Origin of the sequence: Pandoraea sp. B-6, from assembly GCF_000282835.1 — a bacterium.
Classification (GTDB): Bacteria; Pseudomonadota; Gammaproteobacteria; order Burkholderiales; family Burkholderiaceae; genus Pandoraea; species Pandoraea cepalis.
Genome location: NZ_KB290559.1, coordinates 48,301 through 63,543, shown reverse-complemented (window position 1 = coordinate 63,543; position 15,243 = coordinate 48,301). Strand labels below are relative to the sequence as shown.

General features: G+C 63.2%; 12 protein-coding genes. 9 read left to right on the top strand and 3 right to left on the bottom strand.

Going from position 1 to position 15,243, the window contains the following annotated elements:
* The first annotated feature begins 14 nt into the window (after positions 1 to 14).
* From A985_RS0121365 to A985_RS29900, 6 genes are all read left to right on the top strand, one after another.
* Positions 15 to 2,315 (top strand): TonB-dependent receptor, encoded by a 2,301-nt coding sequence (locus A985_RS0121365; RefSeq protein WP_017235415.1) that lies wholly within the window; start codon positions 15 to 17, stop codon positions 2,313 to 2,315.
* Positions 2,316 to 2,341: 26 nt separating this feature from the next.
* Positions 2,342 to 3,901 carry a PepSY domain-containing protein gene (locus A985_RS0121360; RefSeq protein WP_157211548.1) on the top strand — a complete coding sequence of 520 codons (1,560 nt, stop codon included), beginning with the start codon at positions 2,342 to 2,344 and terminating at the stop codon, positions 3,899 to 3,901.
* A gap of 309 nt (positions 3,902 to 4,210) precedes the next feature.
* Positions 4,211 to 5,629, top strand: a complete 1,419-nt coding sequence (locus A985_RS0121355; protein ID WP_026132259.1) for an outer membrane beta-barrel protein — start codon at positions 4,211 to 4,213, stop codon at positions 5,627 to 5,629.
* Positions 5,630 to 5,893: 264 nt separating this feature from the next.
* Positions 5,894 to 6,739, top strand: coding sequence for a hypothetical protein (locus tag A985_RS26565; RefSeq protein WP_157211547.1), 846 nt, complete (start codon positions 5,894 to 5,896; stop codon positions 6,737 to 6,739).
* Positions 6,740 to 6,796: 57 nt separating this feature from the next.
* Positions 6,797 to 7,822 (top strand): hypothetical protein, encoded by a 1,026-nt coding sequence (locus A985_RS27240; RefSeq protein ID WP_017235411.1) that lies wholly within the window; start codon positions 6,797 to 6,799, stop codon positions 7,820 to 7,822.
* Between the two features lie 205 nt (positions 7,823 to 8,027).
* Entirely contained in the window at positions 8,028 to 8,561 is a 534-nt protein-coding gene (locus tag A985_RS29900) for a hypothetical protein (protein WP_017235410.1), read from the top strand.
* A gap of 203 nt (positions 8,562 to 8,764) precedes the next feature.
* On the opposite strand, the gene A985_RS0121335 is transcribed toward A985_RS29900, so the two are convergent.
* Both A985_RS0121335 and A985_RS0121330 read right to left on the bottom strand, forming a co-directional pair.
* On the bottom strand, positions 8,765 to 9,214 hold the full coding sequence (locus A985_RS0121335) for a DoxX family protein (RefSeq protein ID WP_026132258.1): 450 nt from the start codon (positions 9,212 to 9,214) through the stop codon (positions 8,765 to 8,767).
* A 44-nt stretch (positions 9,215 to 9,258) separates the two neighbouring features.
* Positions 9,259 to 10,080 (bottom strand): alpha/beta fold hydrolase, encoded by an 822-nt coding sequence (locus tag A985_RS0121330; RefSeq protein WP_017235408.1) that lies wholly within the window; start codon positions 10,078 to 10,080, stop codon positions 9,259 to 9,261.
* A 572-nt stretch (positions 10,081 to 10,652) separates the two neighbouring features.
* Here A985_RS0121330 and A985_RS0121325 point away from each other — a divergent pair.
* Entirely contained in the window at positions 10,653 to 11,204 is a 552-nt protein-coding gene (locus tag A985_RS0121325; protein ID WP_017235406.1) for an antibiotic biosynthesis monooxygenase, read from the top strand.
* A gap of 109 nt (positions 11,205 to 11,313) precedes the next feature.
* Here A985_RS0121325 and A985_RS26550 read toward each other — a convergent pair whose 3' ends face one another.
* Entirely contained in the window at positions 11,314 to 12,129 is an 816-nt protein-coding gene (locus A985_RS26550; protein ID WP_039830649.1) for a DNA-binding transcriptional regulator, read from the bottom strand.
* Positions 12,130 to 12,416: 287 nt separating this feature from the next.
* Here A985_RS26550 and A985_RS0121315 point away from each other — a divergent pair, with 287 nt between their 5' ends.
* Both A985_RS0121315 and A985_RS0121310 read left to right on the top strand, forming a co-directional pair.
* A complete protein-coding gene (locus tag A985_RS0121315) occupies positions 12,417 to 14,270 on the top strand; it encodes a bifunctional 3-(3-hydroxy-phenyl)propionate/3-hydroxycinnamic acid hydroxylase (RefSeq protein WP_017235404.1) in 1,854 nt (617 codons plus the stop codon).
* Between the two features lie 3 nt (positions 14,271 to 14,273).
* Entirely contained in the window at positions 14,274 to 15,233 is a 960-nt protein-coding gene (locus tag A985_RS0121310) for a 3-carboxyethylcatechol 2,3-dioxygenase (RefSeq protein WP_017235403.1), read from the top strand.
* The last annotated feature ends 10 nt before the right edge of the window (positions 15,234 to 15,243 follow it).

Below are 15,243 nucleotides of genomic sequence, written 5' to 3'. Positions count from 1 at the left end.
AGTCAGGAAAATCCATGCTCTCCCCCTTTGCGCGCAAGACGCCGCTGGCGCTCGCGCTGGCCGCCGTGTTGCCGGCCGTCGCGTACGCCGACGACACCACTCAACCGTCCGCCGTCGAACTCGCGCCGACGTCCGTCGCCGTCTCCGCCGAGCGCACGCCCAAGCACGTGCTCGATCCGAACTTGCCCGCCTCGAGCGCCACGGTCACCGCGGACCAACTGCAGTACCAGAACGTCGAGACGACCGAAGACGCCTTGCGATATGCCCCCGGCATGGCCGTTCGACGCCGTTTCATCGGCGATCTGAATTCCACCATCGCCGTGCGTGGGACGAGCAACTCGCAAACGGCTCGCGGCCTTGTCTACGCCGACGGTCTGCTGCTGAGCAACTTCCTTGGCAACACCTGGACATTCGCGCCACGTTGGTCGATGGTGTTTCCGGAGGAGATCGATCAAGTCGATGTCATTTACGGGCCGTTCTCGGCGCTCTATCCGGGCAATGCCATCGGCGCGACAGTGCTCATCACGACCCGCATGCCGGAGCAGTTCGTGACCGACGCGAAGGTTCAGGGATTCACCCAGCACTTTGACCTGTTCGGAGTGAACCGAAGCTTCAACGGCAGCAACGTGAGTGCGAGCGTTGGCGACAAGTTCGGCAATCTGTCGCTGCTGGTGGGCGTCGACCACATGGAGAACACGGGACAACCGCTCCAGTTCTACACGGCGTCCCAATCGACCACGCCTGCCACGGCAAGCGCCAAGGTCGTGAGCGGCGCGTATTCCTATCGCGACCAGAGCGGCGTGCCGGGTGTGGTGATGGGAGTGAACGGAGAAGGCATCGAGCGTGTGACGCAAGACCAGCTCAAGCTCAAGGCCACCTACGATTTCACGCCGACGCTGCAAGGCGGCTTCAGCTTTGGCTACTGGCATCAGAACTACAACAGTCAGACGAGCACGTTCCTGCGCGACGCGAACGGCAATCCGGTGTATTCGGGGACGGTCAACATCAATGGCTACCAATATGTCATTCCGGCATCGGCATTTGCGCCAAGCCAGGGCGTGAGCGAGAACCTGCTTTACGGCCTGTCGCTCAAGACACGCCACAAATCCGGCTGGAATTGGGAAGCCATCGCGTCGTACTTCGATATTTCGCAAAGCGAGGCCCGCACGGCCAGCACCGGAGCGCCCGGCAACGGACCGGGGACGGTAACGTATGGCGACGGTACGGGCTGGAAGTCGATTGACCTGCGCAGCACCTATACGCCCGCCCAGGTCGGGGCGGGCGCGCATTGGCTGGCGTTCGGTTATCACTTCGACACGTATTTCCTCGATAACCGCACGTTCAATACGGCGGCGTGGGTGAACGGAAGCGATACGTCGCTCGCCAATGCGTTCGGCGGCAATACGCTCACGCAAGCACTGTACGCCCAGGATGCATGGCAGTTCCTGCCGCGCTGGAAACTCACAACCGGCCTGCGTTACGAAGATTGGCGCGCCTATTCGGGCGCACGCACACTCGGCGGCGTGACGCTGCCGTATGCGCGATCGGCCGACAGCCACTTTTCGCCGAAGCTGTCGCTAGCGTTCGCGGCGACGCAAGACCTGACGCTGCGCGCATCCATCGCACGCGCCTACCGGTTCCCGACCGTCTCCGAGCTCTTCCAGGGCTCGATCACCGGCACGAACATCGTCAACAACAACCCGGGACTGCGCCCAGAAGACGATCTCGCGAAGGAGTTGAGCGCCGAGTGGCAACTAGAGGTCGGCAAGGTGCGCGTTTCGCTGTTCCAGGACGACGTGAAAAACACAATCTTCAGTCAGACAAATACGACCGTGTTCCCCAACGTCACGAACTTCCAGAACATCGACAAGGTTCGCTCGCGTGGTATCGATGCGGCTTTCGACGGTCAGGACGTCCTCTTTCAAGGCCTCGACATCGCAGCCGGCCTGACGTACACGCAGTCAAAGATCATGGCGAACACGAATAATCCGGCTTCCGTCGGCAAGTATTTCTATCGGATTCCGCTGTGGCGCGCGAATCTGGTGGCGACCTACCGCTTCAATGCGAAGACGGCAGTGACCGGCGCGATTCGTTACTCGGGCCGTCAGTACAACACGCTGACCAATACCGACAACAATCCGAACACGTTCGGCGGCACGAGCACCTACACCGTCGTCGATGCGAAGTTCACCTACAAGCCGACTGCGCGCACGCAGATCGGTATCGGCGTGGATAACCTGTTCGACACGCGCTACTTCGTCTATCACCCCTACGCTGGCCGCACTTTCTTCATCGAAGGCAAGTTCGCCATCTGAATCGCAGGCCAAGGAGATCACGAATCATGGGGATACCTTTCACGCCGATGCGCGACGTGCCGCCCAATCAGGCCGCCGGCCGCTATCGCACGCTGTGGCGCTGGCACTTCTATGCCGGGCTGTTCGTCATGCCCTGGCTCATGGTGTTGGCCGTCACTGGGACGATCTACGTCTTTCAACCACAGATTGAACCGTGGCTGTATCACGACCGTATGGTCGTTGCCGCGTCGCAGGCACCTCGTATGACAGAGCAAGCGCTGATGAACCGTGCCGCGGCATCGCTGCCGCGGGGCGCCACGATCAGTTCGGTCGAGGTGAATCGCGACCCGGCACGAAGCGCGGAATTCATTTTCCGCCTACCCGACGGCGAGCGCGAGAGTGTGTACGTCAACCCGTATTCTGGCGAGGTGCTGGGCACGCTCAGCGTCGAGCATCGGCTGATGAAGCAGGTGCGCCAGTTGCATCGCGCGATGATGTTAGGCAAACCCGGGGAACTGCTCATGGAGCTGGCCGGGTGCTGGACACTGGTCATGCTGGTGACCGGCGTGGCGCTGTGGTGGCCGCGCGGCAACGCGACATGGGCGGGTGCGCTCAAACCGCGGCTTCAGTTGCGTGGCCGGCCTCTGCTGCGCAATCTGCATGGCGTCGCGGGCCTTTGGCTCGCGGCTGGCGGACTGGCATTCGTGCTCACCGGGTTGCCTTGGTCGGGCTCGTGGGGCAAGCAGTTCAAGGCGATCGCGACGCAAGCGGGCATGGGCTATCCTGCCGGCGCGTGGGGAGAAGCGCCGGTACGCTCGCGCATGCCGACAAAGATGGATGATCTACCGATCGCTCAAATGCCGTGGGCCGTGGGCGACACGACGGTGCCCAATTCGAAGGTGCCAGCGCACGAGATGAGCGACATGCACGGCGATCACGGCGATCCAGAGCGGGCCGAAATGAAAGGCATGAGGGCCTCGTCTCAAGCCGGCGGCGCAAGCGCCGCCGACGAACATGCCGCGCACGGTGGCGGTGGCGGCACGAAGGGGCTGACGATCGCTCAACTTGACGCTCAGGGTGCGCTGCCCATCGACCGCGTGATGGAAATTGCGGCAAGCAAGGGCGTGAGCACCGGATACAGCCTGGTCGTTCCGTCGCGCGCCGATGGCGTCTACACCATTTCTTACTTCCCACCTGATCCGCGCGACGAACGCACCCTGCACATCGACCAGTACAGCGGTACGGTGCTGCGCGACATCGATTACGACGCCTATGGTGGCGTCGCGCAGGCGATCTCGTATGGCACGTCGCTGCACATGGGCCGATACTTCGGCGCCGCAAATCAATGGCTATGCGCGCTGATGTCGATGGGGCTCTTCGCCATGGCGGCCACAGGCGCCGCGATGTGGTGGATACGCCGCCCGTCTCGCTCGCTGGGCGCGCCCGCGCGAATGCCGACGCGCGTTCCCATGCGTGGCTGGATCGTGTCCCTGGTCGCGTTGGGCGTCGTGTTTCCGCTGATGGGCGCGACGATGCTCGCGGTCTGGGCGCTTGACCGGATGTGGGTCAGGCGGGCCACGAAGCCGCTGCGGCAGACGGCACAATGAATGCCGTTGATGGGGCCCCGCTCTGCAGGAGGCCCTCCAACACGTATGCGTATGCATCAGCGCAGGGACACCAAGAGTCCAGCGGAGAACGACCATTGAGGCCACTACGCAACACGCATGAATATGTCAAAACTATTTGAATAATGTCAAAGTCCCTCGCCAGAGCCATGGTTATGCTCAATCAAGCGTCGAATTCGACATGCGCATGCTGGATGGCGCACATGACCATAACATGGCTTCAGAGAGGCGAACATGCAATTTGGCCGAGCAAGAACAAGGGCCGGCAGGCCATCAAGGCACGGCGATGTCGTGCGGCGAGCCGAGGTGCCGACGCGGCTGCGCTTGCGGCACGGCAATCTGCTGTCTCTGATTGCCACGGCTCTGGTGTGGTCATCCCCGGTGCTTGCCCAGGACAAATTGGCGCAATCGCCCACCGCCGAGCCGCCATCGCCCACGGCTCAGGTGCCCAGCCTGCCACCGCAAGCCCCCAGCGACAACGCTGTTCCGGGCAAGGCACCGGATCGCATTCCCACACCGGCCAGCCCGGCGAGTGCCACTGGCGCACCGTTCTCGCTCGGATCGTTCCTGATCTATCCAGAGCTCGCCACCTCGTGGATGTATGACAGTAATGTCTACTTTTCGCCGAACGACACTCGCCTGAGCGACCGGGCCTGGATCTTCTCTCCGGCGATCCGGGCCGAATCGAACTGGGCCAAGCATGAACTGGATTTTCACGCGTCCGTCGACAGTACGCGCTACTCGACCTACACGTCGGAAAATTCGAATGATTTCCATTTAAGCACTGAAGGCCGCTACGACTTCAGCGCGAATACCAACGTCTACGGTGGCGTGCATTTCTCACAAGAGCACGAAGACCGCGAGTCGCCCTCGGCGCGTAACGGTTTGACGCCCACCCAATACCATCAATTGCGCCTGTATGGCGGTGTGTTTCATCAGTTCGGGCGGGTCTCGGTGCGTGTGGCCGGTACGGCACAGCAGCTCACTTATAACAACGTCAACTTCCTCACCAGCAGCGGCGCCGTCAACATCATCAACAACAGCGACCGCGACCGCTGGCAGTACACCGGCGGCGTGCGCGTCGGATACGAGGTCACGCCGCGCATCGAGCCCTACATTCAGATCGCCTTCGATAACCGGTACTACAACAGCACGGTCGACGATCTCGGCTATGAGCGCGACTCGACCGGGATGCGCTATCTGGCCGGCGTCCGATGGAACATTCCTCGCGTATTGAAGCTCGATGCATTCGCCGGATGGCTGCGACAGGATTATCGAGATCCGCGATTCGCCGACGTCACGGCGCCCGTGGTAGGCGCCGCGCTGCAATGGGTACCGACCGATCGCACCACTGTGTCGGCCTATCTCGATCGAACGGTCGAGGAAACCACCGTCACGTCAACACCGTCGCCCAGCGTGTTGCTAGTGTCGTCGAGCTACTTGAACACTTACGCATCGCTCGGTGTCGAGCAACGCTTGACGGAAAAGCTGACCGTCAGGGGCACCGGCTCGCTGTCCCACGTCGCTTATAAAGGCATTCCCCGCAGCGACGACTACTACGGCGCCACGTTAGGGATGAGCTACCGCTTCCATCGGAATCTATTGCTCGACCTGAGCGTTACCGCACGACGACTCAATTCAAGCGTCCCGACCGAGAATTTCAATCAGTACACGGTGATGGCCCGCGTGGTCATCCCCTTTTCGCACTGACCCTCCCCCACCCGATATGCGTCGCCGGCAATGAATCTGCCGGCGCGCTACCGCATGGATGCGACGCTGCACATCGGACCTCGGGATGCCGCAGACAAACGCCATCCGCTCAGCCCGGCTGCATGCAATGCCCTTGATGCGCATCAATATTCGCAGCGCGCAAGCTGCAAAAATGTAATCGAACAATACAGGTCGACTTGAGTGCGTTCAGGCCGGATCACGTTAATCAGCTTACTTCCATATCCATGCGACGAGAGGAATGTCATGTCCACCCAACCCCTATCGATGACCAGAATCGCCATTGCCACCGCAGCGTCGCTCGGCATGGCCATGAGTATCAGCAGCACCGCGCCGAATTGGCTGGCTTCACTAGCGCCGATCTCATCCGCGCATGCGCAAAGCGGCACGCCGAAAGGCGCGGGCGGGCCAAGCGCGGAGCGCGGCAACAAAGGCAAGCGCGGCGCGTCATCCGATGCGGGTTCAAGCGGTTCCGGCCAAGGCGGCCCGAGCGCCGACAGTGATGCGAAAGGGCCGAAGTACGGCGGCGGTGGCTCCAAGCCCGCCCCGGGCACTCAAGGAGGCAAACCGGCTTGGGCGCAGGAAGGCATTCCTTCGGATCTTGAACTGGGTCGCCTGAACGTAGCCCGCGCGCCGTCTCATGTGCTGGACCGTTCGCTGGCCGATGCGCTCTCCAGCATGCAACCGGCGTTCTATAACCAGGTTCTGGCGATCGCAGACAACACCGCGCTCACCATGGATCAGAAAGTCGCGGCGCTGCAAACGTTAGTCAAGCAGACGTTCACCGATACGTCGGTTGTCATGGTCGATTCGCCACTACAAAACCTGGCGCTCTATAAAAATCTGCTGACCACCGGTCAGATCGTCAGCAGTTCGGGAACTTACGACGCGAGCACATCGGCGACCCGGGCGCTCCTTCTTGCTGCGGTGTTCATTGGCACGGCTTCCGACAAGACATTGCCGGTCAGTACTGCAACCGTCGACGCCATCAACAAGATCATGACGCTGACGCTACCCGCCGGTGTGTCGGATGCCGAACTTGGTGCCATTGCAGAAGCCGTGCGCGCAGCGATTGCGGAAGCGCATGGCTGATCGCCGCCGCGCGCAGTTGATCACGTCACTCGCCGTAGAACGTTCGAGCCACGAGATATGGGCGCCATCATGAAACTTAAGGTCCGAGTCGCGGTGCTTGCCATGGCGGCCATCGGCACGTCGCTGATCGCGCCGGGGCGCATTGGCACGCCAATCGGCTCTGTTGTGATCGGGGTCGCCAATGCGCAAGACGCGGGCGGAGGTGGCGGCCACGACAGTGGCGGCAGCAGCGGTGGGCACGACAGCGGCGGCGGTGCCAGTGGACATAACGGTGGCAGCGGTGCCAGTGGCCATAGCGGCGGCGGTGGGCGTGGCGGTGGCAGTGACGGTGGCGGACATGATGCAGGCGGGGAAACCGGGGGGATGGTGGAAAAAGGCCACGGCACGCGCTTCGGACACGAGGGTCACGAAAGCGGCCAACACCAGGGCGCCACGTCTCATCCCTCGCCGGGTGCTGAGCGCTTCGGCGGCGGCAGCGGCATACGTGGCAATGGGCAGGTGCCCGAGGGGGTCGGCCGCTACGGCAGTGGAGCAACCCGCCTGGAGGACGTGGGCCGCACGCGCCTGCGTTACTGGGGCGGGTGGTCCAACCCGGATGATCCATTGACGCCGCCCGACTCGGGAACCGAGACAACCGCCCCGACGACCGGGGACACGTCCGACTTCATACCGGGCCCCGGGGGGGGGCCGGCGGTCAACGTGCGCAATTCGCTCGACAGTTCACCGCGCTGCCAAGGCGTGTCGCTGGGTATGACAGCCGCGCAGCAATTCAGTGGCAGCAATCTGTTGCGCTTGAACACGGCGCGCGGCGAGGTCGATCCGGCGCTGGCCGCCAGCGGCAAGATCGCCGCGCCATATTTGATGGGTAACCTGCAAAACGAACTGATCAAGCCCGCACCGAATCCGGAACTGGCCGGCACGTTGCTGGGCCTGGTGGCCAAGGCACCAGTCACCGCCGGAGCCGTCATGAAAATCGGATTCCTTCTGTGCGCCAGAATGAACGACGCACAGGCGGACCAGATTGCCCAGATTGCAGAGCAACAACGAATGGCGCTCGCCGCCACGCCCGCGCCGAGGAAGTAAACATGCCACGTCTGGCCGACGAAAAAATGGGCGTCGAATCGCTTTGCGCGCATGCCATTGCGGCCGTCGCGCAAGCGCAGAGGGGTGAGCGGCTATCACGTTCGGAAGCGTCAGACGTGGTTGGAAGGCCGTCGCTCGTCGCCATCGCATGAGTAGTTTCGTAACCCCGCGGGAATTGCCCTGCATACAACGATTGGAGAACACCATGAAATCGCGCAAACTGATTGCCTCGTTGGCCTTGTCCTCAACCCTCGCCCTGCTACTGGGCGGAACCGTGGGAGTCGCCGTAGCTCAGGACCAGACAAAAGACCAGTTGCGGGACAAGGATCGTCTGCAAGACAAGGATCAGCTTCAGGACAGAGACCGTCTGAAAGACAAAGACCTGCTTCAAGACAGAACCCGAGACCGGACACAAACGCAGTCGCGAGACACCATCTACGGCAGCCAGTTGATGACGCCGAGCGAGCGTAACGAGTATCGCGCCAAGATGCGCGCCGCCAAGACGGTGCGCGAGCGCGAAGCCCTGAGACTGGAACACCACCGCCAGATGCAGGAGCGCGCGCGCGAGCGCGGCGTGACGTTGCCGGATATGCCTCCGGCGCGCGGTAGCGGTACCGGCGGCCGAGGTGGTATGGGCGGCGGTATGGGCGGCGGTATGGGCGGTGGCATGGGCGGTGGGGTAGGTGGCGGCGCAGGGGGTGCAGGCGGCGCGGGTGGTGCAGGCGGCGGTGGCCGATAAGCGGGCTTGCCGGCGCTCGTAGGACGCATCGCGTCGGCGAGGCCACCTCGTAACGACCGCATGGACGGCATCAGGATACGGCGTTCGCCTTGCTTGGCCCCCCGAAAGTCGGTGGCTTTGGTGGAGGCGCGCATACCGGGATCACCCTACATGCCCCTCCGACGAGACGCCTCACGTCAAGCGAGACGAGCGAGAGCGTGTCATCACGAGCGTCGGCAAACGTTTGCGCTCAGGTCATACCAAGCGACGGCGACGAATCCGCCCACCAGTCCGAGATGCTCGAAAAAGCCGTTGGCAAGCATCAGCCGCGCCTCGGGAGGCGCGGCCCAGAACCGGTTGGCGAGACACGACGCCGCCAGCGTAAAGCCGGCCAACGCCAACGCCCCCAACCACCGCCACCGGCCCGTCAGGATCAACAGTGACGCGCCGATTTCAAGCACGATAACGGCCAGTGCCATCGGCGCGGCTGGCGACAAGCCGAAGTGCCGCATCTCGGCGATGGCGCCCGGGAAATCCATCGCCTTGTCGATGCCGCCTTGCAAGTAAGCGCTACACAATAGCAACAGCGCGAGCCAGTAGATCCAGCTTGGTAGCGAACGCGTCTTGCGAGCGACCGCAGATGAAACATCCGGCGACGACGGGAGGGGAGTCATGGAGCACCTCGGTTATCACATGCTGATGAAAACGTTCAGCATGCTCACGGGTTGATGAAGGCCAGCAGGTCGGCGTTGACCTGATCGGCGTTGATCACGCACATACCGTGGGAAGCCCCCTTGTACACCTTGAGCTTGGCGTTGGGGGCGATCTTGACCGACAGCTCGGCGGCATTGCCGATCGGGACGATCTGGTCGTCGTCGCCGTGCAGGATCAGCGTCGGGATCGTCATTTTCTTCAGATCTTCCGTGTAGTCGACTTCCGAGAATTCCTTGACGCACAGATACTGGCCCAGAATGCTGCCGGTCATGCCCTGCGCCCAGAACGCGTCGACGGTGCCCTGCGAAACTTTGGCATCCGGACGGTTGAAACCGAAGAACGGCACTGCCAGGTCCTTGTAGAACTGCGAGCGATTGTCTGCCACGCTCTTGCGGATGTTGTCGAACACCTCAAGCGGCAAGCCGTTCGGATAGGCTGCGGACTTGGCCATGATCGGCGGCACCGCGCCGATCAATACCGCGCGCGCAACGCGCTGGGTGCCGTGGCGGCCAATGTAGTGCGCGACTTCTCCGCCGCCCGTCGAGTGACCGACCAGCGTAGCGCCCTGAATGTCGAGCGAGTCCAGCAGCGACGCCAAGTCGTCTGCGTAGGTATCCATATCGTTGCCATGCGCCGACTGGCTGGAACGCCCATGGCCCCGGCGGTCGTGCGCGATGACACGACAGCCGTGCTGCACCAGGAAGAGCATCTGCGCGTCCCAGGCGTCGGCGTTAAGCGGCCAGCCGTGCGAGAAGACCACGGGCTTGCCGCTGCCCCAGTCCTTGTAGAAGATTTGCGTGCCGTCTTGGGTGGTGATCGTATTCATCGTCTGAGCTCCGAGGAAGGAAGGGCGGACTGGCGAGAGCAACTTCGAATTGAAACCAGTGTGGGCTGCATTTGCATCAAAGGCCGCCACAGCGGCGGCCGCACCAAGTGTCTCGGTACTGCGGGCCATCTGCGACGGAAGTGTCGACGGTGCTGGCGGGCGTCTGGTGTTGTACCTCAACGCCTGACGGCCGATCACAAAGCAGACTAATGGCTCCGTGCCGGCGCCGCCATCGTCACTTGGTATTAACCGCCCGGGCCGCGCGTCTCGGACGACTCGTTAGAATGCGCCCTCCCCCGATTGAGCGTCAACCGGCGATTCACGGCTGCCGATATGTATGTCTATCGCACGCGCGCCGGGCACGAACTGGTGGTCCACCTCGTGCGAGGGTCGCTGCCGGTGTTTGCGCGAGCCGACGAAGCCAACAGGTTGTTCGGCACCCCAATTGGCGGGGTGCTTGGCGGGGTGCTTGGCGGCGAGCCGGCGCGGCACACCTTTGTACTATTGGTGAGCGCGCCGGAATGTGATCTGATGATCGCGTTCTCCCCATCACGCCCTGCGCGTTGTCCATCATGACCGGCGAGCCCAACGACATCGTCACGAGCATCATTACCCACGAGATCATTCCAGAAGCGACGCATCGCTACGAGCAATGGCTCGCCGATATCCGAAAGGCTTGTGAGCGCTTCGAGGGCTATCTTTCCACCGATGTGATCCGGCCGCTCGGTAAGCAGCATACCTATGTAGTGATCATTCGCTTTGATGGTTTCGAAAACCTCACGCGCTGGATGGAGTCTGCCGAACGTCGCGATTTCCTGAAGCGCATGCAGCCCTTTTTGCCGAAAGGCGATCGCTATCAGATCCGCACGGGACTCGAGTTCTGGTTCGAGCCTCCTGCTCACAAGCCCGCCACGCCATGGAAGCAGTGGCTGGTGACGTGGTCGGCGATCTTTCCCTTGTCGGTCCTGGTGCCTTGGATACTCGGGCCGGTATTCGCCCTGTGGCCCTTCCCCGGCGAGTCGATCGTCGCCCGGATGGGCGCTACCGCGGTGATCGTGTTGCTGATGGTCTACGTGGTCATGCCGCGCTACACCAAGGCTGTCGCCGGTTGGCTGTTCCGCTGAGGTGAATCGAACCGGTGGAGCCAACACAGGCTAACCGGACGGGCCCTGCGCCGGGCGGGGGTGTATTGCTCGACGTCCAGACCCAGGCCGTCACGGCGAGCAGCGGCGCTTAATCGTCAGCGGACGCCGCATGCACCGGGGCGGACGGCGCCACGGCTGCCGCCATCTGCGCCGCTGCCTCCTGAAGCGGCGGCACGAACCGCCGCACGGCCTCGGCCGCGCTCACGGCCTGATCGAGATAGATCACGTTAAGACTCGCCAGCACACGGCCCTCCGACGCAATGGCGACCGCGACCGCGCCGATCTTGCGCTGGTCGAGCCAGTCGCCATGATTCGAACCGAAGCCATTCTCGCGTGTCTGGCGCACGAGATTGCGGATGAACGCGTCGTCGCAGGCGAACCGCTGCTGCAACTCCCCGCCCGCGCCCGTACGCAGCAAATCGAGAATGTCCTCGCGCTCCGCCTCCGGGCACATGCCGAAGTACGCCCGTCCGGCAGCCGTGAACAGCATCGGCAGGCGCCGCCCAACCATGGCGCGGTGGAACGACAACGGGCTGAAACGATGCGTCGTCTCGCGGATGATCATGGCGTCGCCGTCGGGGGTGGTCAAATCGGAGGGCCACACCACACGTTGCATCAACTTCCCCATGATCGGCGGTGCGATGGTCGCTACGCGTTCGTCGTCCGTGAAACCCTCACTGAGCGAGCGCACCGCGAGCGCCAGACGAAAGGTGTCGTCGGAGGTGCTGCGTCGCACGAATCCGTCTTCCTGCAATGTCTCCAACAGTCTGCGCACGGTGGTGCGGTGAAGTCCCGTCGCTTCGCTCAACTGCTGCGGCGTCGCGCGTCCCCGCGCCATCGCGTTGAGCGCCCGCAATACCAGCAGGCCGCGCGACAAACCGCGCACGTTCGGATATTTGCTCATGAAATCGTATTTAAAATCAATGATGTGCATTCTATGCACATTTCGGCGAAATTGTTGAGCGCTTTTCGCGACCTGCCTAGACTCATCGAAAAATCAGAGCGCTAGCGGAGACACCTTCTTTTCGGTGTGAGCGAGTGTCGTCGAAGACGCCTCGCTCGACGACCGACCCCGGCCCAACGATTAGCGGACAACACGAGCCGCGACGGAATCAACGAACGCAGCACGCCATTCGAACGCGCTAGACCGGCGTGCGGGGCGCGCTCGCGCTCAAAAAAGGAGCGAGACACATGAGTACATTCGACAAAGCCGCCAGTGCCGTGGCTGACACCACTGCCGAGATCACGACGGACGTGGCCATCGTCGGGGCCGGCCCGGTTGGGTTGATGATCGCGAATATCCTTGGCTTGCAAGGCGTGCGCGTCACGATCCTGGAAAAGCTGGATCAACTCATCGATTATCCGCGCGCCATCGGTCTGGACGACGAGGCCTTGCGTGTGTTCCAGGCCGTCGGCCTTGCCGATGCCCTGCTTCCGCACACGACCCCCGACCACTGGATGCGGTTTCTCACGAGCGATGGTCACTGCTTCGCGTCGATCGAGCCGCGCACCGACGAATTCGGCTGGTCGCGCCGAAACGCCTTCATTCAACCGCTCGCCGATCGGGTGCTGTTCGAGGGGCTAGAGCGCTTCGCCCATGTGGACGTGCGCTTCGGGCACAGCGTCGAGGCGTTCGCGCAGGATGCTCGGGGGGTGACGCTGAGCACGCGAACGAGCGATGGCGAAGTCCGTACGATTCGCGCGGATTACGTTGTCGGCGCCGACGGCGGCAACAGTGTGATTCGTCGCCTGCTTCAGGTGCCGTTCGAAGGGCGCACGAAGCCTAACCAGTGGATCGTGGTCGACGTGCGTAACGACCCGGTGGGCGCGCCTCACGTTTATCTGCACTGCGATCACGAGCGCCCGTATGTTTCGGCGGCCCTGCCGCACGGCATTCGCCGTTTCGAATTCATGGTCATGCCGGGCGAGACGGAAGAGGAACTCTCCAGGCCAGAGAACATGGCGGCGCTGATTCGCAAGGTGGTCGCGCATCCGGACCGGGTCGATTACATTCGCAAGCGGGTCTACACGCACAACGCGCGTCTGGCGGAAACGTTCCGCGTGGATCGCGTGCTGCTGGCGGGCGACGCGGCGCACATCATGCCCGTATGGCAAGGTCAAGGCTACAACAGCGGCATTCGCGACGCCAACAACCTTGGCTGGAAGCTTGCGATGGTCCTCAAGGGGCAGAGTCTCCCGAGCCTGCTCGACACATACACCGCCGAGCGCCGGCCGCATGCGCGCTCGATGATCCACCTCTCCGAGGTCGCGGGCGACATCTTTGCACCGACCACGCGCTTTGGCGTGCGCTTCCGGGACGCCTTCGTGCGCAGCTTCAACTGGTTTCCGTCGGTCAGGCGCTACTTCGTGGAAATGCGGTTCAAGCCGATGCCGCGCTACGAAGCGGGCGTGGTGCTGCTTCCCCCCTCGAAATCCAGCGGCGGCTGGCTGGCGCGCCTGCTAAAGCGCTCGGGCAACTCAGCACCGGGCCGCCTGCTGGGCCTGATGAGTGAGAAGCGGGATTCGTGGCTCGGTCGCCGGGTGTATGGCCGCGACCCATTTGCCAGTTCGCCGGTTGGCCGTCTGTTCATTCAGCCCAATGTCCGCACACGGACCGGCGAGCTTCAGCGCCTCGACGACGTCATCGGCAATCACTTCGCCGTGCTCGGTTGGGGAGCGGACCCGACGTTCGGCCTGACGGTGCGTGCGCGCGCCGTTGCCCAGAAGCTGGGCGTGCGCTTCGTGCTGGCCAAGCCCGATGTCCAGATGGCGCACACCGACGATGTGCCGGAGGGCGTGATCGCGATCGGGGATCCGCTCAATCGATTGAAGGACTGGTTCGGCGCGCGTTCGCAATCCGTGGTCTTGCTGCGCCCCGATCGATTCGTTGCGGGTGTCTGCGCTCCGCAGGAAGTGTCGGAAGCGCTGACCGAACTCGCCGGCAAGGTAGCGCTCTGCGACGATCCGGTGCGGCAGGTGACGCCGCTGCGTGCGCCAACGAACCCCGCCCACGCCGTCGTAATGCAGCAAGTTGCCGGAGCCTGAGTGATGCCGATTCATCTCGAATGCATTTCGCACACGCCATTGCATGGCTATTTCGATCCGCCCGACGACATCGTGTCCGAAGTGAAGCGGGTGCAGGCGCAGGCACGCGAGCGCGTGCGAGCGTTTGATCCCGAACTGGTTGTCGTATTCGCGCCGGATCACTTCAACGGCTTCTTCTACGACGTCATGCCGCCGTTCTGCATCGGCGCGGCGGCCACGGCCATCGGCGACTTCAACAGCCTGGCCGGCAAGTTGCCGGTCCCGTCAGACATCGCGCATGCGCTTGCCGAGCACGTGCTGGCGTCGGAGGTCGATGTCGCGCTGTCGTACCGCATGCAGGTCGATCACGGCTGCGCCTATGCGTTGGAAGTGCTCACAGGCGGGCTCGATGCCTACCCGGTCGTGCCGGTGTTCATCAACTCCGTCGCGCCGCCGATGGCGACGCTGCGCCGGTCTCGCCTGCTGGGCGATGCCATCGGCCGGCACCTGGCCCGCACGGACAAGCGCGTGCTGGTGGTGGGATCGGGCGGTATCTCGCACGAGCCGCCCGTGCCCGAGCTGATCGGTGCGACCGAGGAAGTCGCCGAGCGTCTGATCGCCGGTCGCAACCCGTCCGCCGAGTCGCGCGCGGCGCGCCAGGCACGCACGGTGGCCGCCGCCGAAGCGTTCACGTTGGGAACGAGTCATCTGCATCCGCTCAATCCGCAGTGGGACCACGCGTTTCTCACGCTTCTCTGCGACGGGCATCTGAGCGCTGTCGATGACATCAGCAACGACGCAATCACACGCGAAGGCGGCAAATCGGCCCACGAAATCCGTACGTGGGTCGCAGCGTTCGCGGCGCTCGCCGCTTATGGCGAGTACGGCGCGTCCCTCGATTACTACCGTGCGATTCCCGAATGGATCGCCGGCTTTGCCGCGATGCACGCCACGCCGCAAACGGCGCTGGCCGCGGCCGCCTGATAGAAGGAGT

Coding starts and splice junctions, on each gene's coding strand:
- A985_RS0121315 (WP_017235404.1), top strand. CDS start 12,417: ATGAGTACATTCGACAAAGCCGCCAGTGCCGTGGCTGACACCACTGCC.
- A985_RS0121325 (WP_017235406.1), top strand. CDS start 10,653: ATGACCGGCGAGCCCAACGACATCGTCACGAGCATCATTACCCACGAG.
- A985_RS0121365 (WP_017235415.1), top strand. CDS start 15: ATGCTCTCCCCCTTTGCGCGCAAGACGCCGCTGGCGCTCGCGCTGGCC.
- A985_RS0121360 (WP_157211548.1), top strand. CDS start 2,342: ATGGGGATACCTTTCACGCCGATGCGCGACGTGCCGCCCAATCAGGCC.
- A985_RS0121330 (WP_017235408.1), bottom strand. CDS start 10,080: ATGAATACGATCACCACCCAAGACGGCACGCAAATCTTCTACAAGGAC.
- A985_RS0121310 (WP_017235403.1), top strand. CDS start 14,274: ATGCCGATTCATCTCGAATGCATTTCGCACACGCCATTGCATGGCTAT.
- A985_RS26565 (WP_157211547.1), top strand. CDS start 5,894: ATGTCCACCCAACCCCTATCGATGACCAGAATCGCCATTGCCACCGCA.
- A985_RS26550 (WP_039830649.1), bottom strand. CDS start 12,129: ATGAGCAAATATCCGAACGTGCGCGGTTTGTCGCGCGGCCTGCTGGTA.
- A985_RS29900 (WP_017235410.1), top strand. CDS start 8,028: ATGAAATCGCGCAAACTGATTGCCTCGTTGGCCTTGTCCTCAACCCTC.
- A985_RS27240 (WP_017235411.1), top strand. CDS start 6,797: ATGGGCGCCATCATGAAACTTAAGGTCCGAGTCGCGGTGCTTGCCATG.
- A985_RS0121335 (WP_026132258.1), bottom strand. CDS start 9,214: ATGACTCCCCTCCCGTCGTCGCCGGATGTTTCATCTGCGGTCGCTCGC.